Below are 19,871 nucleotides of genomic sequence, written 5' to 3'. Positions count from 1 at the left end.
CGGTTTATTGACATCTGGCAAGATAACCCGATTACAGCCTCCATATACTCAGAACCAATGATAACAATGAAGATGTGAGGCGCTCGTTATGAAAAGCGGCATGGCTGAGTTACACAGCGACCCTATCCGAAATATTGCCCTTCTGGGCCACTCCGGCAGTGGCAAGTCTGCCTTGATTGAATCGCTCCTGAGAGAGGCCGGAGCCATAACTGACCCGGAGGGGCGAAGGGCTACGGACTATACGCCTCAGGAGCAAAAAGCTGGCCACTCACTGGAAACCTCACTTTTTCATCTTCATTCCCACAATACCCGCATTAACCTGATTGATACTCCCGGAACCCCTGAACTCTTTGGCCGGGCTATGAGCATCCTGCCTGCGGTTGAATCAGTTGCACTGGTTATCAATGCCCGGCAGGGGGTGGAGCAGATTGCCCGCAAGTCGTTTGAACAGGTCCGAAGCCGGAAAAAATGCGGGCTGATTATTATCAATCACTGTGATGCTAGTGATGCTAAGGCAGAAAGCACATTAACTGCTCTGCAGGATCGTTTTGGTCAGCACTGTCTGCCGATCAACCTTCCCTCCAGTGATCATTCTCAGGTTGTGGACTGTTATTTCCAGCCAGACTGTACCGCAGAGGTTGCTTTCAGCTCAGTCAATGAGGCACATGATCGCCTGGTTGAACAGGTAATCGAGGTAGATGATGACCTGATGGATCTCTATCTTGAGCAGGGACAGTCCATTGAACCGCCTCAACTCCATGATCCTTTTGAACAGTGTCTGCGGGAGGGCCACCTGCTGCCTGTCTGCTTTGTTTCCGCCAGAACAGGGGCTGGGGTGGATCAACTCCTGAGAATCATCAGTGAGCTAATGCCGACTCCTGAAGAAGGGAATGCACCACTGTTCATGAAGAAAGAAGGGGCGAAAATGGGAGAGGAGGGCGTTCCGGCTCTGGTGACTGCGGACCCTGAAGCGCATACCCTAGCCCATGTGTTCAAGGTAGTAACCGACCCGTTCATAGGCCGCATGGGGGTATTTAGAATCCACCAGGGGACCGTAGAAACAGGCAGCCAGCTCTATATTGGCGATGGACGCAAAGCCTTCAGGGTAAATCATCTGTTGAAACTGCAGGGAGACCAGTCACTGGAGGTTAGCTCTGCTGGCCCTGGGGATATTTGTGCCGTCGCAAAAGTGGATAACATCCACTTTGATGGGGTACTCCATGACTCCCATGATGAAGATCACTTTTATCTGGAGCCTCTGGCCTTCCCTGAGCCCATGAGTAGTCTGGCTATAGATACCACTCGTCATGGTGATGAACAGAAATTGTCGGATGCCCTGCACCGCATGGTGCTTGAGGATCCCAGCCTGGTCGTTGAGCACCGCGAATCCCAGAATGAAACCATTATCTGCGGCCTCGGAAGTGTGCATCTGCAGATCGTTCTGGAAAAAATGCAGGCGGTATATAATCTTGAAGTGAGTACACGCTTACCAAGGGTTGCCTACCATGAAACCATTCTGAAACCCTCAGAAGGGCACCATCGACATAAAAAACAGAGTGGAGGCTCTGGCCAGTTCGGCGAAGTTTTCCTGCGAATCGAGCCGCTATCAAGAGGGGCTGGCTTTGAGTTTGCCAGTGAGGTTGTTGGTGGTGTGATACCGAGTCAGTACATGCCAGCTGTGGAAAAAGGCGTCCGTGAGGTGATGAGTTCAGGCGCCATCGCCGGTTACCCGATGCAGGATATTCGGGTTGTTGTCTATGATGGTAAGCATCACAGTGTGGATTCAAAAGAAATCGCCTTTGTCACAGCGGGAAAGAAGGCTTTTCTTGATGCCATCAGCCGTGCGGAACCGGTAATCCTTGAACCTTATATGGCGATAAAAGTGACAGCTCCAGTATGGAGCGTAGGAGATATTACCGGCCACCTTTCTGCTGACCGGGGAATGATCACCGGATCGGAGTCCAGAGAAGGGGATGAAGTTTGCATTGAGGCAGAGGCTCCCCTGGCCAGTATTATGGAATACAGTAACGCCTTGAAATCCATGACCTCCGGAGAGGGGGAGTTTTCCATGGCTTTCAGCCGTTATGAGCAGGTTCCTGCTAATGTCCAGAAAACTCTGATTGCTGACGCCAGGCAATAATCTCCTGTGGCACTCAATTCACTGAGTTGAGTGCCCTCTTTTTCCTCATCTATATCTGTCTTTTAATTGCAGGCATACTGGTAGTGTTTTAGCCAACAGCCAAAGATTCCTTCCATGACGTTTTTCAATTCGCTGATCCATAGCAGAGACAAAAAGAAGAGGGTGCTCTCAGCGCTGGTATTTGCAGTGTTCTCGATGACTCCCCAGTGGGGAATGAGTAATGAGCAAGCCACGACCGAGGCAGAAATCAAAGCCATTGATAGTGATATTCAGCATGCAAAGAAGTTGCTGGAATCATTGAATGCGGAAAGATCTTCTGCCCAGGATCAGGTTCAGAAAAATGATAAGGCTATCCATCAACTGAACAGCGATATCAGCAACCTTGAAACTCGCCTCAAGGAGGGGCAGGGCGAAATAAAAAAGCTCCAGAGCCGTCAGGAACAACTGACGGCAAAAAGTGAGCAGCAGAAGACTCAGGTTGCCCAAAGTCTGCAGTCACTCCATAAAAGCCTGGGGGATAGCCGCATCAAACTCCTGTTGAATCAGGAAGACCCGGAGAGTGTGTCCCGCCAGCTGGTTTATCTGGATTATTTTCAGCAGGCCCAGCTTCAGTCGATTCGAGAGTATGAAAAAACGGTAGCTGAACTTGAGTCAGTAAAAAACAGTCGCCATGAACTCATTGCTCAGCTGAGTGAAGAGAAAGTATTGATTGATCAGAAGAAGCAAAAGCTGGTCAAACAGCAAGCAGAGCGTAAGAAACTGCTGAGTGACCTCGCAAATCGCTATCGCAAAGGCGGTAGGGAATTGCAACAGCTGGAGCAGGAACGGGAAAAGCTGGATAAGGTGCTGGCCAGTATCATCAGCCGTAAACTCAGCAACAGCCAGTCCTTCAAGAACCGCAAAGGCAAGCTTCTCTGGCCGGTCAATGGCAAAGTGCTGTTTTCGTTCAATGATCAGAATCCGGAAACCCGCATGCGGTGGCAGGGAATGTTTATTGCCACTAAATCAGGAACCACTGTGAATGCCGTGCACGATGGGCGGGTCATTTTCGCAGACTGGTTAAGCAGTTATGGCCTTTTGGCGATCGTTGATCATGGTGATAACTTCCTGACGCTTTATGCCCACAATGACTCCATTCTCAAGCAGGAAGGTGATACCGTGCTGGCAGGTGAACCTCTGGCATTAAGTGGCCAGAGTGGTGGACAGCAAGCCGAAGGGGTCTATTTTGAAGTGCGGCAAAATGGTAAACCCCAGAATCCTTCTTTATGGCTTGGCCGGTAGGTAATTCAGTGTAGTTTCGATCGGTGAGACCGATAAGTAATTCCTATACTTCACTGATTTTAAAAAATGCTCGGGAGCATTCATGAATTTGAATTTAAACCTCAACCGGCTTTTCAAGGCTTCATCTCTGGCTCTGGCCACCAGTCTGGCACTGACTGGCTGGGCTGATTCTGTCAGCGAGGAGCCTCAGGCGCTTGAGATTCCTGCTTCCGGGAACGCCAGCCAGAGTGTCCAGGTTGAGCTGGATGCCGAGCATCCCAAAGAACAGAAAGGCCGGCTTCCCCTGGATGAACTTCGTACCTTTACTGAAGTGATGGAGCGCATTAAAAAGGCCTACGTTGAGGAAGTGGATGACAAGACGCTGCTCGAAAATGCCATTCAGGGAATGCTCAGTGGCCTTGATCCGCACTCGGCGTATTTGAAACCAGACGACTTTAAAGAGCTTGAAGAAAATACTTCTGGTGAGTTTGGTGGGCTTGGTATTGAAGTGGGTATGGAAGATGGGTTTATCAAGGTGGTCAGCCCCATTGATGATACACCAGCCTCCAAAGCTGGCATTCAGGCTGGGGATCTGATTATCAAGCTGGATGATATTTCAGTTAAAGGAATGAGCCTGGGAGATTCGGTTGACAAGATGCGGGGTAAGGCTGGTACTCCCATCAAACTGACCATTGTTCGCGAAGGTGAAGAGAAACCACTTGACGTCTCTCTGGAACGTGCAGTTATTAAAGTCCAGAGTGTCAAGGCGAAGACGCTTGAGCCAGGCTACGGCTATATCCGTGTCAGTCAGTTTCAAGCGGATACTGGTAAAGAACTGGTTGATACGTTGAATGAGCTGAAGAAAAAGCAGAAAGGCGACAAACTTCACGGTCTGGTTCTTGACCTTCGCAATAACCCTGGGGGGGTACTTCAGGCAGCAGTTGGTGTTACCGATGCGTTCATCAGTGAAGGCCTGATTGTTTATACCGAAGGGCGAATTCCAAACTCAGAACTGCGTTTTAACGCCACTGCCGATGATCCTTCTCAAGGGGTGCCTCTGGTGGTACTGATTAATGGTGGCTCTGCATCGGCTTCAGAGATTGTTGCCGGTGCATTACAGGATCACAAACGTGCGGTTTTGATGGGCACTGAGTCTTTTGGTAAGGGATCTGTACAAACGGTATTACCATTAAGCGTTGATTCGGAAAAGGGGTTAAAGCTGACCACTGCCTTATATTACACGCCCAATGGTCGCTCCATTCAGGCCGAAGGTATTAAACCGGATATTGTTGTTCATCGCGCCAAAGTCACACCGATTGATGCCCCTCAGCAGTATAAGGAAGCTGACCTGCAACGACATCTTAGCAATGGCAACAAAGATGAGGCATCCAGCGGTAAGAAAGTGAATTCCAGTAAGGCAGAGAAAGAGGTTGCCGAGCTGCTCGCTCAGGATTATCAACTGAATCAGGCATTGAACGTATTAAAAGGAATGCACATTAATGCGGTTACAGCTGGTAAGGTTGATGAAAAGAAAACCGCTGCACTTAAACCTATGAAAACGGCTCCATAGCTTAAAAAAGCTTAGAATCGATAGGATACACCAAAATTGATGACGGGCTGCCAGCGGGCTGTATTTGTTTCATCGAAATTGTTTTTTGAGATGGACTTCAAACTATTGACGGTAGGGGAGGCAAGGTTGCTCCCCTCATTATTTTCATAAACGGCGCCAATGTCGACTCGAACCCCCAGCCTGGCCTGATCAACCATTTTTTTCCAGCCTACGCCAAGGTAAGTTTTGTTGTTATAACGTGCACTTTGTGAGTCTTTGGATGAATGGTGGAAGCTGCCTGCAGACATACTGAAGTTGTTATCAAATGGCTGATAATCAATGCGCAGGCCTTTGGCATTATCCGCTGGGCTCAATGGTTGGTTGCTTAGCTCAATGGTAGAGGAGTGGTCTTTACTTTGGGAAACTTCGGAACGTTGTTCAGTAACCAGATCAACAGCGCCCATCATATTTACATGGTCGTCTGCCTGAGCAGTGCTCAGAACCGTTACTCCTAAGGCAATGATTAACAGATGACCATTCATGGCACCTTTTCCTCCATCCTTCTCTTCATTGGTATGAAGAACCGGAAAACGGTAGCTTTATGCCAGTAGATATTGAACAGCTTTTTTATAAGACAACTTACTTTATCCTCTCTGTATTTATCACAAGAATCAACTGTTCTTTTGCGCAAACTCTATCTATTTTTTAATGCACTATTTTTGTTCGCTGATTCATTTTCATGAAGTGTACAGACCGTGTACTAAGTATTTTTCGCAATACCCGCTGAATTTACCACTCTGATGCCCGATTCTTCTCACTGATAGACTTAGCGCCAAAATCGATTGGCTGTGGATAACCCCCATGCAAGTTCAAAATATGCCCAACTATGGTGCAGTTCCTCCTGCGGAAATGGCAAAGCTGGCTGAGCAGGCGGCAATAGGCAAAGCAAAAAAACATCCTGAAGTAACCGTGATCCTGGCGATTATGGCCGGTATCTTTGTTGCCATTGCCGGAATGTTTTATTCCGTTGTTATGGCCGGTGCTCAAGGCATGCCTTACGGTATGTCCAAGCTGGTCGGTGGTATCGTGTTCAGTACCGGTCTGATGCTCGTAGTACTCTGCGGTGCAGAACTGTTTACCAGCATTACTCTGCTGCTGATGGGGAAAGCAACTGGCAAACTGAAGTTCCGTAATATCGTAAAGAACTGGAGTCTGGTTTACGTTGGCAACTTTATTGGTTCTATTCTCTTTGCCCTGTTGATTATTGGTGGCGGTGTCTGGGAAGGTGGCAATGGACAGGTTGGTCTCTCTTCCATGTATATTGCCAAGGCCAAACTGGGCTATCCATTCTTCCAGGCCCTGATCCTGGGTATCCTCTGTAACCTGCTGGTTTGTCTGTGCTACTGGATGACCCTGAGTGCACGCACGGCTGCTGGTAAAATGATGGCCTGTATTCTGCCGGTAGCAGCGTTTGTTGTCGCTGGTTTTGAGCACTCCGTAGCCAATATGTACCTGCTACCAATGGGCTACATGATTAAGTCTCTGGCAGGCCCTGAGTTCTGGCAGGCGATTGGTTACACCGCCGCCGACTTCGATATGATCAATCTGACCAACATCTTTATGAATCTGCTGCCGGTAACCATTGGTAATATCATCGGTGGTGGTGTGATGGTGGGATTGAGCAAGTGGTTTGTGTACCTTCGTGTAAAAGGCTGATCAGTATCTCACTGAGCAACCATTAACACGGTTAAAAGCGGCGATAGAGCCGCTTTTTTTTTATTTAATGGTCAGGCATTCGCTATCTTTTATGTCAGGTGCTCTGGTGGCTGGTATTATCTGATGGATCGATGAAAATTACCGTGATGGGGGAAGCATGAGGTCAGTCGCAATATTCTGTGGTGCCCGGTCTGGTCGTAAGGAGGCGTATCGTCAGGCAGCTGAAGCATTGGTGGACTCTTTGTTAGAGCAAGGCATCACCATTGTTTATGGTGGCGGCAATATTGGACTGATGGGAGCTATTGCTGACCGAGCCATTGCTGGTGGTGGCAGGGTGGTGGGTGTTATTCCCCATGCTCTCGTCGAACAGGAACAGGCACACGAAGGTTTGAGTGAATTGATTCATGTAAATGACATGCATGAGCGCAAGCAGAAGATGAATGAACTGGCAGATGGCTTTATCACGCTGTCTGGTGGTGCTGGTAGCATGGATGAACTGTTTCAGGAGATTGCTCATAAGCAGGTGGGCTACCACGGTAAACCCTGTGCCATTTTGAATACGGCTGGCTATTATGATCATTTAGTGGCCTGGTTGGAGAATGCCGTGGATGAAGGCTTTATTACCCAGTACTGGTATGACCAGTTGGTGATTGATGACTCTCCGGCAGAACTGGTGAATAGAATGATGGGGGCAAGAATATGAAGCCACTGCTGGTCTATCTGCATGGCCTGAACAGTTCATCCCAGTCCAGAAAGGCTATTCAAACGACAGAGTATGTGCAAGACAACCAGTTGGATCTTGAGTTATGGATACCCGACCTGCCGGTTTTCCCGTCGGATATCGTGCAGTGTTTACAGAGTCACCTCAAAAAGTCACTGAACCTGCGGGATATCTACATCATTGGCAGCTCTCTTGGTGGCTTCCTGGGTACCTGGCTGCAAAGCTGGTTACTGGATAATGGACACAGCCAAAAGGCCAGACTGGTGCTGATTAATCCAGCCGTTGTTCCCCATGAACGATTCGAAGAGTTTCTTGGCCCCCAGAAAAACTTTCACACCGGTGCTGACTGGGTAATGACCGAAGAGTATGTTGAGCAGTTGCTCCTTCTGGAAGTAGACCCGCCAGCATCACCGGAAAACACGCTGCTCATGGTACAGACGGGAGATGAAACGCTGGACTACCGCATGGCGGTGGAAAAATATCAGCAATGCAAATCGATCATTCAGCCAGGAGGCAGTCACGCCTTTGATCATTTTGAGAAAATGCTGCCAGAAGTCTTTGACTTTCTAGGAGCCTGTCGGACTTAACCAGACTTTGTCGCAGTAGGCCAGCGTGAAGTCCGGTAGGTTTCCAGCACAGGATTTTCTGACATTCGTTTGAACAAGTCACCGTCCATTCGTTACACTTCCGTCATTATGCGATCAGTCAGCAAGGACTCATGGTAAAGAACGACTACAATGCCGAGGCGATTGAAGTACTCAGTGGCCTTGACCCGGTGCGCAAACGCCCCGGAATGTATACCGACACTACCCGGCCAAATCATCTTGCCCAGGAAATCATCGACAACAGTGTGGATGAAGCTCTGGCAGGTTTTGCTTCCCACATAAAGGTCACCCTGCACAAAGACCAGTCCCTGGAAGTAGTGGATGATGGCCGTGGTATGCCGACCGATATCCATCCAGAACATGGCATCTCTGGTATTGAGCTTATCCTGACGCGCCTGCACGCGGGTGGTAAATTCTCCAACAAGAACTACCAGTTCTCTGGTGGTTTGCATGGGGTTGGTGTGTCTGTGGTAAACGCGCTCTCCAGCCGCCTGGAAGTGACCGTTCGTCGTGGTGGCGTGGTGTCATCCATCAGCTTTAAAGATGGCTACAAGGATGAAGACCTCCATGAAACTGGCACCTGCGGGCGTCGCAATACGGGAACAACGGTTCACTTCTGGCCCGATGCCAGCTACTTCGACTCCCCACGATTTTCCGTACCACGGTTAATGCACATTCTCCGTGCCAAGGCAGTACTTTGTCCTGGCCTTCGGGTTGAATTTGATGACAGGATTTCCGAAGACGTCACCGAGTGGTACTACGAAGATGGCCTGAATGACTATCTCAAAAGTGCGACCAGAGGCTTTGCCGTTCTGCCCTCTGAACCCTTTACCGGTTCCCTGAAAGGGGAAAGTGAAGCCGTCGACTGGGCCGTCCAGTGGTTGCCCGAGGGTGGTGAACTGTTGACGGAAAGCTATGTCAACCTGATTCCAACCCCGCTGGGTGGTACCCATGTTAATGGGTTGAGAACCGGTTTGCTGGAAGCGATACGGGAGTTCTGTGAGTTCCGGAATCTCCTGCCTCGTGGCGTTAAGCTAGGGGGGGATGACCTATGGGAAAACTGTTCCTATGTGCTGTCTGCCAAGCTGGCAGATCCTCAGTTCTCCGGTCAGACCAAAGAGCGGCTCTCTTCCAGAGAGTGTGCTGCTTTTGTTTCTGGTGTCGCAAAAGATGCCTTTAGTCTCTGGTTGAACCAGCATACCGCTGAAGGTGAACTGCTGGCAGAACTCTGCATCAGCAATGCCCAGAAGCGGATGCGCAAAGCCAAAAAGGTCGCCCGTAAAAAAGTGACCCAGGGGCCAGCGTTGCCAGGAAAACTGGCGGATTGTGCCAGCCAGGACCTGAGCATGACCGAACTGTTCCTGGTGGAAGGGGACTCGGCGGGTGGTTCTGCCAAGCAGGCTCGTGACCGTGAGTATCAGGCCATCATGCCGTTGCGCGGTAAAATCCTGAACAGCTGGGAAGTGGACTCCTCTGAAGTCCTGGCCTCCCAGGAAATACACGATATCTCGGTAGCTCTTGGAGTTGATCCGGCATCGGACAATCTTGATGGTCTGCGCTACGGCAAAATCTGCATTCTGGCCGATGCGGACTCCGATGGACTGCACATCGCAACGCTGCTCTGCGCGCTGTTCGTTCAGCACTTCCGCCCGCTGGTGGAACGTGGCCATATCTATGTTGCCATGCCTCCACTCTACCGCATTGATGTGGCCAAAGAGGTCTATTACGCCCTGGATGAAGCGGAAAAAGAAGGCATTCTTGAACGCATCCGTGCCGAGAAAAAGAAAGGCAAGATCAATGTTCAGCGCTTTAAGGGACTGGGCGAGATGAACCCTCTGCAGTTGCGTGAAACGACGATGTCTGCAGACACTCGTCGTTTGGTTCAGCTGACTCTGGACGATGAGGAAGAGACTACCCAGCGGATGGACATGCTGCTGGCTAAAAAACGCAGCTCAGACCGTAAGTCCTGGTTGGAGTCCAGAGGCAATCTGGTTGAAATTGCTTAATTCTGGTTTTTAACAAAAGATTTATTTAAACAACCACTAGCTGGCTTTTAGAATACCCTCTACGAAGTAGGTGGGTATTCAGTTTTTACAGAACTATAGCTACTTCATACAAAGTGTGGGTTACTAACTCTATGAAAAACACTTGGAATTCCTGGCAGTTGATTGATGGTGGGCGTCCGAAGAAGTCGGGTATCAGGAATACAGGTGTTTATACTGTTTATACAACTTTGTAAGCAAGGGGTGACTCTTCGACTGCACAGCATTACAGCTTTTGCTGATAACTGGAGTGTATTGACGGTAAAACAGGCGATATACAATGAGGCTCTGGTGTGGACAGGTAAATGTCCTGCAAGATCTGTAAGTTGTAATGCACACTGGGTACTACTGGTTGTGAGTTTCACAACATTTCTTACGATTTCGGTGAGACCATGATTATGCTGAGTATCTGCCTCATTAAATTCGGTTTCTTTATACCGTTTCAAGGCATAGCATAAATCACTCACAGTAGCTGCCGCATTCAGACCACTTCCAGATGCCCCTAGAATGCCTGTTACTACTGAAGCTGCTGATGTTGATGATTCAACTGGCATCATGGCCATTGAAACAATAGGCGCAAGCAGTAAAGCACTTTGAGCAATAATCTTTATCATAGGCACTACTTTATTTTTATGATGACTTCGAAATATCGTTGGAAGCTCTTCTTTGCAGGTTGCTAACAGAGAGAGAGCACTCATACTAATACTAAAGGCCAGGAGATAATGATTATTCGCCAGTGTTTTAGGTTCAACAGAGTCATAAAAGCTTTTTTCGCCTTTGGCTAGCTTGGCTAATTCAACTGTTTCAAGTTCACTGCAAAAGGCTGTTTTAACATAATCAGGAAGTCGATCAACAAACGAATCATTTCTGAACTTGAAAATATCGTTGCACTCACTGTCGGTTGGTAGTGTTAAGTTACAGTAGGCTGGAGCGGAATCGTATTTGGCAGGTAAAGTTGCACTGGTTTTGAAGTATTTCAAGCATCGAACATCAGTATATATTTCTGTCATATATTGTATTTTAGGATCTGGGCACTTTGGTATCTTTTTCCAGTTTTCACACAAATAAAAGCCTGCTGTTGTTTTGGAATGTATTTCAGGTTGAGATGATTTTGTATTTTGATCTAGTAGTTTTTCAATCGCTTTTCCAGTTGTTAATGTTTCAAAGTCTTCATTGGCAAAAAAAGAAGTGATTTTCTTCGTAATAGTTTGATCCCTTTCTGTAGGAATTCCAACTAGTGGTTCGCAATCATCATGAAATTCTCCATTATAAGAATAACTGTCGATATCTGCTCTTTCAGAAATTAAAAAATGATCAAAATTACTTTGATCTGGAATTGTTATAGTATGTCTTGAGAGTTTAAAGCGAACATCATCAGTGTTATTTTCTTCCATTTGTGAGCTGCTGATGTCAACTTCTTCCAGATTATCTATTTCTAATGGTGTTCCAAATGTATAATACGCTGTGGGTGAAGAGGGTAGAGCATCCATAGAAGATACCTTATTAATATGTCATATTTTGAAAAAAACACCTGCTGTCTTTCAGGGTTTGATAAGTTGTCTAAATATTTCTTGTTCAGTCTATCGTTGATGGTTTTTTTCCTATCTTTAGAAATCAAATAATATTATTTCTTGTTGAAATGATGCTTTGGTTCAATATCAAAACGATCTTCAAGCTGAAGAATTACGTATCGTGAGATTTTCTGCATATCACCACGTATTGTTTTTAGTTTTTTAATAATTTCAATGGCTTCTTCTCTGTTTGCATCAGGAAATACGATGCCATGTCTGGTTAGCGATGGAGAACCAGGCTTTTTAGTTAATGACTTTGTTGATGTATTTGGGGGAATGGCTGTAACTCCTGTCTGAGAAGTTTTGCTGTTTTTAAGTGCAAGATGAAATTGTTTTCCTAATTCAGTGATTATTTTAAGAGTCAATGTTTGTAGGCCACCACGTAGGTCTAACAGTCTTTGTATTATCTCTCTTGCTTTTTCCTTCGTTAAATCTGTAGAGGGAGAATCTGTTTGAGCGATGGTTGGTGTAATGAATATCTTCGGATCAGTGCTCGAAGCAGTTTTTTGAAGAATTATGCCAGCTGTTGGTAATGGATCTGTCACTGGTTTTTGAGTAAACGTTGTATGCTTTTCTGCAATAATATCTGAGGCAGTTGTTTGATAAGCCGATGATGGTGGTGATACAGATTTTCCGGAATTTGGAGAGTGTGTGTGCTCTATCTCTAAATCATCACTTGACGTTGTGGTAAATATACCAGGAGTCAAAGGGACGCCTATTTTTTGATTGCCTGTTGGTACTCGTTCAAGTGTATCTCCAGTCGAGTTTCCTGAAGAGGCACTAGCAACACCCAGGCCAACACCAACCCCAACCCCAACCCCAGCCACTGCAGCACCACCTAATACAGCACCTCCGACTTCAGTCCCTTCTCCTGCTACTGCCATATCAGCTGCCAGTTCAACGACGGCAAGCGGTTCAACAGCTGCAGGTTCAATTGCTATGGGTTCAACAGCAGCAGGCTCTACAGCTGCTGGTTCAACAGCTGCAGGTTCAATTGCTACGGGTTCAACAGCAGCAGGTTCAACAGCCGCAGGCTCTAAAGCTGCAGGTTCAACGGCTGCAGGTTCAACGGCTGCAGGTTCAACAGCTGCAGGTTCAATTGCTACGGGTTCAACAGCAGCAGGCTCTAAAGCTGCAGGTTCAACAGCTGCAGGTTCAACAACTGCAGGTTCAACAGCTGCAGGTTCAACAGCTGCAGGTTCAACGGCTGCAGGCTCAACGGCAGCAGGTTCAACGGCAGCAGGTTCAACAGCCGCAGGTTCAACAGCCGCAGGTTCAACGGCAGCAGGTTCAACAGCTGCAGGTTCAACGGCTGCAGGTTCAACGGCTGGAGGTTCAACAGCTGCAGGTTCAACGGCTGCAGGTTCAACTGCAGGTTCAACAGCCGCAGGTTCAACGGCTGCAGGTTCAACGGCTGCAGGTTCAACGGCTGCCGGTTCAACAGCTGCAGGTTCAACAGCTGCAGGTTCAACAGCTGCAGGTTCAACAGCTGCAGGTTCAACAGCTGCAGGTTCAACAGCTGCAGGTTCAACAGCTGCAGGTTCAACGGCAGCAGGTTCAACAGCTGCAGGTTCAACGGCAGCAGGTTCAACAGCTGCAGGTTCAACGGCAGCAGGCTCAACGGCAGCAGGTTCAACAGCTGCAGGTTCAACAGCTGCAGGTTCAACAGCTGCAGGCTCAACGGCAGCAGGTTCAACAGCTGCAGGCTCAATAGCTGCAGGTTCAATAGCTGCAGGTTCAATAGCTGCAGGTTCAACGGCAGCGGGTTCCACAGCCGCAGGAGGATTATCAAGGCCAAGTATTCTGGCTGCTGCTTGTTCACCAGCAGCACGTGGAAAAGCTGGAAACCCTGGTCCTCGTAGCCATCCTCTTTCAAACATATCTGCCAATCGGCGATGCTGTAAGGAGTTAGCTACATCAGGCACAGGACCAGGAACTTCCATAGGAAGGTTTGGAAGTGCACCATCTAAAACATCAGGTAAAGTGTAGAAGTTCAGACCTGACCTGACAGTTACCGATTTTCAAGAAGGTGTCTGTCAGGTTAAATTCAGGCTATGAACTTTTCCTTCCAGATCTCTTTCCCATCAATCAGTGTTTCTATCGGCGTTCTCCCGTTGCACTGCTTACCTTGATGGGTACGCTCAGTATTGTAGTGAATTAACCATTCGTCCAGATCTGACTGAATCATCTCAATACTCGTATACAGCGTCTTTCTCAATGCAGGTTGATAAAACTCCTGCAGAATCGTTTTATGGAAGCGTTCACAGATTCCATTCGTTTGTGGATGCCGGGTTTTCGTCTTCGTATGTTCAATGTCGTTCACCGCCAGGTAAAGTTGATAATCGTGTTGATCAGCACGACCACAATACTCTGTACCTCTGTCTGTCAGTATTCTGAGCACAGGTAGCTCTTGAGCTTCATAGAATGGCAACACGCGGTCATTGAGCAGGTCTGCAGCCGTAATTGGGGTCTTTGTCTTATAGAGTTTGGCCTGCGCTACCTTGGAGTAAGTATCAACATAAGTCTGCTGATAAACGCGGCCAACACCTTTAAAGGTTCCAACATAGAAAGTGTCCTGTGAACCAAGGTAGCCAGGGTGCGCTGTGTCAATCTCACCACTGGCCTCATCATCCAGCTTCTTGCGCTCAAGTGCCCTGACCTGGGACTCGGTGAGAATGATTCCTTCTCGAGCCACTTTCTCTTCAAGGGCTTTGAGGCGCAGTTTGAAGCTTCCCAGATCATTTCTTAGCCAGATGCTTCTCACACCGTTGGGAGAGGGGTGCTCTCTCAATTTGATAACTGACTCATAGGTTAGCTTCAACCTTTCCAGTCATGAACTCAGACCAAAGTTGTTCCCAGCGCCCCTTACTCTGGATCAGTGCTCTTGTTGTCAAAAGCACTTCCGCTCCTGTTGCTTTCCACCTCATTCCAGAACCACATAATCGTTGCTTTACCAGAGTCTTACAAGCCGCTTCAGTAACTCCTGAACCTATTGGCCAATGGCGTTTAAGCGCCTGATGATAATTCATTAACTGGTGATTGTTTGTAAAATAGCTCACAGCTTTGTAGCGCTTCTCTGTCAGTGCGATTGTCTTTTTCGGGAGCTCGGCTGATTCAATTTCCTGAAGGATTTTTTTGGCTGCTCCACGCTTGTTTTTCAAACTATGTAGCCTGTCTTCAAGCCACTGGTGTCGCTTCGCCTTACTGGTTGGAAACAGTGCTTCCGCTGCTCCAGCTAAATATTCAGATGCATGATAAAAATCGAGTATCTGCCCAGAGGTATGTTGTTTCAAATAACTCCAGTTTTCTCTAGCCCCGTCAGCTACCCCGATGTATGTGGCATTTGGGTAGAGTCGTTTTAGATCTGCAATCTCCTCGTCGAGCTTGCTCATAAAGCTTTGTTTACCATACTCTGGCGAACTGGCTGTATATATCGTGTGGAGCCTGTCTCCATCTGCAGAATATAGGCTCAATGTCCCACACATGGCTTCCCTCCAGCCTTCTTCACAAAGCAGCATGCAGGTTCCATCCAGACCAATGGCTATTGTTTCAACAGGCTCTTTTAGTGGAGGAAGGTGGTAGTGAGTGTCTTGCTGGTCTTCAATTAATGCACCTACTCTGTCCGATAAATGCTTGATATAAGAATTTGAAAGCGTCCTTTGATGGTTGGTCTCAAAATCTTCTTTTACCGCAGGCGCTGGCATCTGGCTGTATTTCCAGGCGATAGACTTGGCAAATTTGGGGGTAGCTGAACCAATAATACCGGCACGAAGATCAAGTGCTGCCAGAGTACTGCCACCTCTGACACCCTGATATACGGAGCGCTCCAAAGGTATACGACCGTATAAGGTTTCATAGTGCTTAAGAACCTTTCCTTTGTAGTTCCACTTCTGCTGATTAACGACGATAGGTTCTTTATTGGGTGATTCAAATAGCCCCAATAACTCTTTTGTTCCAAGCTGCCCGGCTTCATTGAGTGCACGCTGTAAACTATCTTCAAGATTCAGCATGTTGCCTGAATCTATAGAAACTTCAATTTGCAAAACGATGCTTTTGGTAGAGCTGGAAATAACAGAAGCGGGCATGACAGTTAACTATTATGAGTGGTGTTCCCATAGTAGCTGTGAAAATAGAGCACTATTGTTTCAATCATTCAGAGAGAGCACCCCCTCAAAGACCTCACATGAAAAAACTTCTTCTAATTTTCCTGTTGCGCTAGGCTCATCGGTATTTTTCTTAGTATCAAAGACCTGATAGCCTTTGTGATTAGTTTTTATGCGAAATTCTAGTTGTCCATCGGGTGAGTATGCTGTGACATCCATATTTCGGTTAATATCAGCGTTAAATTGGTTGTCTATATGATGCTCATCAGGCTTCAGTTTGTGAACTGGAACCAGCATTGTCTTGCTAAAGAGTTGGCTCTTAGAGCTTGATGGAGAAACTTCCTGCTGCTTTTTTGAAAAGCTTTGACATTTATCCTGCAGGTGCATTGCATCATCAACTCGCCTATTTATTTTTATTATGTCCTTATAAAGCTCTAATAGATTATCGTAAAGTGGGGTTCCTTTTGCTAAAGGTCGGATGTCTTTAATTCGACTTAGGACGTTAATGAGTTCTTTTTTATCTTGGCTGATAGCTCCATAGCGGGTACTTTTTTTATTAGTGTAATAATGTTCAAAAAGCTTCTGGCAAGTTTGATCCGATAAAAATTCAGGGGCGGTATTATCATGATCGGTTAAGTAATGTTCAAATATTTCATGCCACGGTTCTGGAAGGCACTGATTGGCTGTATCTTTTAAACCCATAATAGATTTACGAACCGTCTCAGCAATCTCAGCCATATCAGTATCAGTGAATTCTTCAAACTCTTCATTAACCTCGCTATTGTCATCGACCTCACTATTGCCATCAACCAACGACTCAAATCCCTCAGCGGTTATATTCTGAGTGGGTTGTTCATTTCTTGCCGCTCCCAAGAACAGGGAAACCCCATAGTTTTTAGCCCACGCAAACCAGGAGTCGTGTTTTTCGGAGGTTGGGGCACTTTTATCGGTCTGAGAAGATGAGGCTGTTTCTGTTTGTTGCACGTCAGAACGAACAGACGTCGCTCTTTGTTCTATTGGTGTACCTTCAGGCCCATCCATTTGTTCTGGACACGATGGGCTGGCAGATAGATCCTCACTTTTCGGAGCTGATAGAGAGTTATCTGCTGCTTCAAAAGTAAAGTCAGGCTGCTTTCCTTGATTGTTGGGTGGGACACTATTCATCAGCAGATCCTCCTGACCTGATACCCTGGGATACATCATTGTCTTCAAAAACAGCATGTAATTAATTGGAACAATCTGCTCTTGCTTATCATCTTGGACAATTTATATAAACCAACGTTCAATTTAATTTTAGCAAAACCCCTTTTATTTCTGTTTCAGCTATTTGAAAGGGCTAAAAAACCTTAAAAAAGCAGGTGGTTATCATTGTTAATGAAGTGATAATGGATAATGGTAACGCTATGATGTGCTCAGATTACTAGTATCTGGAGCGGTATCATGAGTTCGAATAAGCCTTTTTTTGATGATGTGACTACCCTTTATGGACGCGTGAGAGCGGCCTGCCATGAGGACTGGCAGGAATACTGCCACCACCCGTTTGTCCAGGGTATTGCCGACGGCTCGCTGCCACAGGCCTCTTTCCGTCACTATCTTCAGCAGGACTATCTGTTCCTGATTCACTTTGCCAGGGCTTACTCACTGGCGGTTTATAAGTCGGATAACCTCGAAGATATGCGTTCTGCATCAGAGTCTGTGAGCGGCATTTTGGGAGAAATGACACTGCATCTGGCGTATTGTCAGGAATGGGGACTGACAGAAAAGGATGTGGTCAGCCTGCCGGAAGCCCGGGCCAATATGGCTTACACCCGTTATGTGCTGGAGCGGGGAATGGCTGGCGATATTCTTGATCTTTACACGGCGTTATCTCCCTGTGCAGTCGGTTACGCGGAAATTGGGTATCGTTTGAAGAACGATCCAGATACGCTCAAAGAGGGCAACCCTTACTGGGCATGGATTGAAACCTACGGTGGTGAAGAGTACCTGGAAGGTGCCAGAAAGCAGGTTGAGAGGTTGGACCATCTGGCAAAATCCCGTTATAACGCCGCGCGAATGGACTCCCTTTGTCAGACGTTCCGGGAAGCAACTCGACTGGAAATCGGGTTCTGGCAGATGGGGATGGACTGCTCGTTTTAACAGAATCATCAAGGCACTGCTGTTATCGCTGTTACAACGAATGGCAGTGCCGTCAATCATCTGGATCATTTATTTCATTTATCTGACAGCCCATCCCTCCCCATCCCGTGAAAGACATAGTATTAGAAGACGTTCGAAATAAATACCTGTGCGATGAGGAAGCTTTGAACCCAAAAGACACAGAGCCACTAGCAAACGTCGATTTTTTCGACTGGTTTCTTTTAAATCTCTGAGCGGCACTGTTCTATGCAAGGGTGCGGCCAGAATAGGTAGTTTCCCATCGGTTGATATTTAATTATTGGGTGTCAGTGTTTTGTCAGCTGAACAGTGTTTGTTATTCCCGGTTCTTAGGGAAACCTTTGTCTCAGTAATTTCTTTGATTATTTAAGCGTTGATATACATCAACGGAATGTAAATTTTTATAAAGCAGGGATATCATATTCCACTTGTTTTTTCGGTAATTACCTATCTCGTTGTTTGATTGTTTTAAATCCTGTTATTTTTTGTGGTTTATTCCCTTCCCTGATTAATCAAGGCCTTCGTCCTAATTTCTGATTATTTGTTATCACATACTGATTAATTTTTATCCTTGCAATAGCAAAAAAAATCATAAGCGGATTCGATTATGTAATGTGACCTTAGTGCAAACACTCTTGAATAATTGCCTCCAAATTAAGTCGCCCGCATCGGTGAGGGGGCTTCTGCATTTCACCATGCATAAGAAGAAAGGCGACAGAAAAAGCACACACATCACACACAATTTCAGGAGTGAACTCCATGCAAAAGAAAATTCTTGCAGCTGTTGTTGCTTCCATGATGGCCGGTCAGGCTATGGCCGTTACTCTGGTTGACGATGGCACTAACAAAGCTACCATCGGTGGTTACCTGGACCTGCGTTACATCGACCAGGACAAAGGTGAGCACACTGGCGACAGCAGCCGTATCAACTTTGCTTTCGAGCACAAGATGACTGAAGCCACTACTGTTTTTGCTAAGACAGAGTGGGGCTTCGACACTACTGGTGATAAAGACGATTACTTCTGGCAGCGTCTGGCTTACGTTGGCGCCAAGAACGACCAGCTGGGCTCTATTGCTTACGGTCAGCAGTGGTCTACTTACGGCATGGTTGCTGGCTGGACAGATGTGTTCGCAGCTACTGGTGGTGAAGCTTCCGGTTTCTACGGTGCTGACGGCGACGCTCTGGGTACCGCTCGTGCTGAAGACGCTCTGCAGTACAATCACAGCTTCATGGGTCTGAACGTTTCTGCTCAGTACCAGGTTGGTGAAGAGTCTGTTGACACTAACGAAACTCGTGACGGCTCTTACGCTGTTGCTGCCAGCTACGACCTGCCAATGGGTCTGAGCATCGGTGCTGCTTACAACGAAGCCAAAGTTGAAGTAACTGGTGCAAATGGCTACAAAGCCAAGTCTGCTATCGTTGGTGCCAAGTTCGAAGCTGACAAGATCTACGCTGCTCTGACTTACGCTGACCTGAAGAACCGTGAAACCAGCGACTACCTGGGTGCGGTAGAAAAGGCAGAAGGTATTGAACTGTACGCCAGCTACCAGCTGAACGAAATGTTCAAAATTGGTGGTGGTTACAACCAGCTGAAAGACAAGAGCAACACTACTGGCATCAAGGGTGAAGTAAAGTACATCCCAGTTGAAGTAGTTTACACTCAGGGTCCTGTTCAGCTGTCCGGTACTTACCAGTTTGAAGACAGCGTAATGCACACTACTGGTGCTAAAGCTGAAGACAAGATCGTTCTGCAGGCTCGTTACTACTTCTAATATCGAAGTAGTTGCTTAGCAGCAATGTCTTCGCCGGAATTCCGGCAATAGAAAACCCGCTTTGGCGGGTTTTCTGCGTTGAGCTCATTCCAATGCTCTTAGACTGTCGTGTAGGCAGCAAAACACTGGAACCCAAAAGGGACACAAAGAACATAAAGTAATCCTTTTAAAGACTATCTCATTCCCACGGTCATCTGCGGAATGAGAGGAGCTTTGTGTTTCAGTGCCTTTGTGGGT

General features: G+C 47.1%; 14 protein-coding genes and 2 pseudogenes. 10 read left to right on the top strand and 6 right to left on the bottom strand.

Going from position 1 to position 19,871, the window contains the following annotated elements:
- Positions 1-88 precede the first annotated feature (88 nt).
- The 3 genes from fusA (at position 89) to ACOCLE_RS17750 (ending at position 4,970) form a co-directional block, all read left to right on the top strand.
- A complete protein-coding gene (gene fusA / locus ACOCLE_RS17760; RefSeq protein ID WP_419533585.1) occupies positions 89-2,140 on the top strand; it encodes an elongation factor G in 2,052 nt (683 codons plus the stop codon).
- Between the two features lie 114 nt (positions 2,141-2,254).
- Positions 2,255-3,421, top strand: a complete 1,167-nt coding sequence (locus ACOCLE_RS17755) for a murein hydrolase activator EnvC family protein (protein ID WP_419533584.1) — start codon at positions 2,255-2,257, stop codon at positions 3,419-3,421.
- An 82-nt stretch (positions 3,422-3,503) separates the two neighbouring features.
- Positions 3,504-4,970 carry a S41 family peptidase gene (locus ACOCLE_RS17750; RefSeq protein WP_419533583.1) on the top strand — a complete coding sequence of 489 codons (1,467 nt, stop codon included), beginning with the start codon at positions 3,504-3,506 and terminating at the stop codon, positions 4,968-4,970.
- Between the two features lie 11 nt (positions 4,971-4,981).
- On the opposite strand, the gene ACOCLE_RS17745 is transcribed toward ACOCLE_RS17750, so the two are convergent.
- Positions 4,982-5,491, bottom strand: a complete 510-nt coding sequence (locus ACOCLE_RS17745; RefSeq protein ID WP_419533582.1) for a hypothetical protein — start codon at positions 5,489-5,491, stop codon at positions 4,982-4,984.
- Positions 5,492-5,810: 319 nt separating this feature from the next.
- Here ACOCLE_RS17745 and focA point away from each other — a divergent pair, with 319 nt between their 5' ends.
- The 4 genes from focA to parE all read left to right on the top strand — a co-directional run bounded on the left by focA (position 5,811) and on the right by parE (position 9,997).
- Positions 5,811-6,665 carry a formate transporter FocA gene (gene focA / locus ACOCLE_RS17740; protein ID WP_419533581.1) on the top strand — a complete coding sequence of 285 codons (855 nt, stop codon included), beginning with the start codon at positions 5,811-5,813 and terminating at the stop codon, positions 6,663-6,665.
- Positions 6,666-6,822: 157 nt separating this feature from the next.
- Positions 6,823-7,368, top strand: coding sequence for a TIGR00730 family Rossman fold protein (locus tag ACOCLE_RS17735; protein ID WP_419533580.1), 546 nt, complete (start codon positions 6,823-6,825; stop codon positions 7,366-7,368).
- Positions 7,365-7,973 carry a YqiA/YcfP family alpha/beta fold hydrolase gene (locus tag ACOCLE_RS17730; RefSeq protein WP_419533579.1) on the top strand — a complete coding sequence of 203 codons (609 nt, stop codon included), beginning with the start codon at positions 7,365-7,367 and terminating at the stop codon, positions 7,971-7,973. The genes ACOCLE_RS17735 and ACOCLE_RS17730 overlap by 4 nt, the downstream gene beginning before the upstream one ends.
- Positions 7,974-8,104: 131 nt before the next feature.
- Entirely contained in the window at positions 8,105-9,997 is a 1,893-nt protein-coding gene (gene parE / locus ACOCLE_RS17725) for a DNA topoisomerase IV subunit B (RefSeq protein WP_066015644.1), read from the top strand.
- Positions 9,998-10,101: 104 nt separating this feature from the next.
- Here the strand turns inward: parE and ACOCLE_RS17720 are convergent, their stop codons facing one another.
- Both ACOCLE_RS17720 and ACOCLE_RS17715 read right to left on the bottom strand, forming a co-directional pair.
- Positions 10,102-11,523 carry a hypothetical protein gene (locus ACOCLE_RS17720; RefSeq protein ID WP_419533578.1) on the bottom strand — a complete coding sequence of 474 codons (1,422 nt, stop codon included), beginning with the start codon at positions 11,521-11,523 and terminating at the stop codon, positions 10,102-10,104.
- A gap of 134 nt (positions 11,524-11,657) precedes the next feature.
- On the bottom strand, positions 11,658-12,488 hold the full coding sequence (locus tag ACOCLE_RS17715) for a hypothetical protein (RefSeq protein WP_419533577.1): 831 nt from the start codon (positions 12,486-12,488) through the stop codon (positions 11,658-11,660).
- 303 nt (positions 12,489-12,791) lie between these two features.
- Here ACOCLE_RS17715 and ACOCLE_RS17710 point away from each other — a divergent pair.
- A pseudogene (locus ACOCLE_RS17710) lies at positions 12,792-13,466 on the top strand (pentapeptide repeat-containing protein); the annotation flags it as partial.
- Positions 13,467-13,651: 185 nt separating this feature from the next.
- Here ACOCLE_RS17710 and ACOCLE_RS17705 read toward each other — a convergent pair.
- From ACOCLE_RS17705 to ACOCLE_RS17695, 3 genes and pseudogenes are all read right to left on the bottom strand, one after another.
- Positions 13,652-14,380, bottom strand: a pseudogene (locus ACOCLE_RS17705) (integrase core domain-containing protein); the annotation flags it as partial.
- A gap of 28 nt (positions 14,381-14,408) precedes the next feature.
- Positions 14,409-15,689: an ISKra4 family transposase gene (locus ACOCLE_RS17700; protein ID WP_419532972.1), complete on the bottom strand. Its 1,281-nt coding sequence runs from the start codon at positions 15,687-15,689 to the stop codon at positions 14,409-14,411.
- A 60-nt stretch (positions 15,690-15,749) separates the two neighbouring features.
- Positions 15,750-16,871 (bottom strand): hypothetical protein, encoded by a 1,122-nt coding sequence (locus ACOCLE_RS17695; protein ID WP_419533576.1) that lies wholly within the window; start codon positions 16,869-16,871, stop codon positions 15,750-15,752.
- Positions 16,872-17,147: 276 nt separating this feature from the next.
- Between ACOCLE_RS17695 and tenA the strand changes: the two genes are divergently transcribed.
- Together tenA and ACOCLE_RS17685 are read left to right on the top strand one after the other, a co-directional pair.
- On the top strand, positions 17,148-17,843 hold the full coding sequence (gene tenA, locus ACOCLE_RS17690; RefSeq protein ID WP_419533575.1) for a thiaminase II: 696 nt from the start codon (positions 17,148-17,150) through the stop codon (positions 17,841-17,843).
- Positions 17,844-18,620: 777 nt separating this feature from the next.
- The gene (locus ACOCLE_RS17685; protein ID WP_419533574.1) at positions 18,621-19,634 is read left to right on the top strand and encodes a porin; all 1,014 of its coding nucleotides are present in this window, start codon (positions 18,621-18,623) and stop codon (positions 19,632-19,634) included.
- The last annotated feature ends 237 nt before the right edge of the window (positions 19,635-19,871 follow it).

Source organism: Endozoicomonas sp. (assembly GCF_965196975.1).
In the GTDB taxonomy this organism is placed as follows: Bacteria; Pseudomonadota; Gammaproteobacteria; order Pseudomonadales; family Endozoicomonadaceae; genus Endozoicomonas.
The sequence above is the reverse complement of the archived record's forward strand: the minus strand, read 5'-3'. Positions and strand labels throughout refer to the sequence as shown.

What these genes read in the sequence shown, in the direction of transcription:
- focA (WP_419533581.1), top strand. Translation starts at nt 5,811, where the DNA reads ATGCAAGTTCAAAATATGCCCAACTATGGTGCAGTTCCTCCTGCGGAA.
- ACOCLE_RS17720 (WP_419533578.1), bottom strand. Translation starts at nt 11,523, where the DNA reads ATGGATGCTCTACCCTCTTCACCCACAGCGTATTATACATTTGGAACA.
- ACOCLE_RS17700 (WP_419532972.1), bottom strand. Translation starts at nt 15,689, where the DNA reads ATGCCCGCTTCTGTTATTTCCAGCTCTACCAAAAGCATCGTTTTGCAA.
- ACOCLE_RS17715 (WP_419533577.1), bottom strand. Translation starts at nt 12,488, where the DNA reads ATGGCAGTAGCAGGAGAAGGGACTGAAGTCGGAGGTGCTGTATTAGGT.
- ACOCLE_RS17755 (WP_419533584.1), top strand. Translation starts at nt 2,255, where the DNA reads ATGACGTTTTTCAATTCGCTGATCCATAGCAGAGACAAAAAGAAGAGG.
- ACOCLE_RS17685 (WP_419533574.1), top strand. Translation starts at nt 18,621, where the DNA reads ATGCAAAAGAAAATTCTTGCAGCTGTTGTTGCTTCCATGATGGCCGGT.
- ACOCLE_RS17750 (WP_419533583.1), top strand. Translation starts at nt 3,504, where the DNA reads ATGAATTTGAATTTAAACCTCAACCGGCTTTTCAAGGCTTCATCTCTG.
- fusA (WP_419533585.1), top strand. Translation starts at nt 89, where the DNA reads ATGAAAAGCGGCATGGCTGAGTTACACAGCGACCCTATCCGAAATATT.
- ACOCLE_RS17730 (WP_419533579.1), top strand. Translation starts at nt 7,365, where the DNA reads ATGAAGCCACTGCTGGTCTATCTGCATGGCCTGAACAGTTCATCCCAG.
- parE (WP_066015644.1), top strand. Translation starts at nt 8,105, where the DNA reads ATGGTAAAGAACGACTACAATGCCGAGGCGATTGAAGTACTCAGTGGC.
- ACOCLE_RS17695 (WP_419533576.1), bottom strand. Translation starts at nt 16,871, where the DNA reads ATGAATAGTGTCCCACCCAACAATCAAGGAAAGCAGCCTGACTTTACT.
- ACOCLE_RS17745 (WP_419533582.1), bottom strand. Translation starts at nt 5,491, where the DNA reads ATGAATGGTCATCTGTTAATCATTGCCTTAGGAGTAACGGTTCTGAGC.
- tenA (WP_419533575.1), top strand. Translation starts at nt 17,148, where the DNA reads ATGAGTTCGAATAAGCCTTTTTTTGATGATGTGACTACCCTTTATGGA.
- ACOCLE_RS17735 (WP_419533580.1), top strand. Translation starts at nt 6,823, where the DNA reads ATGAGGTCAGTCGCAATATTCTGTGGTGCCCGGTCTGGTCGTAAGGAG.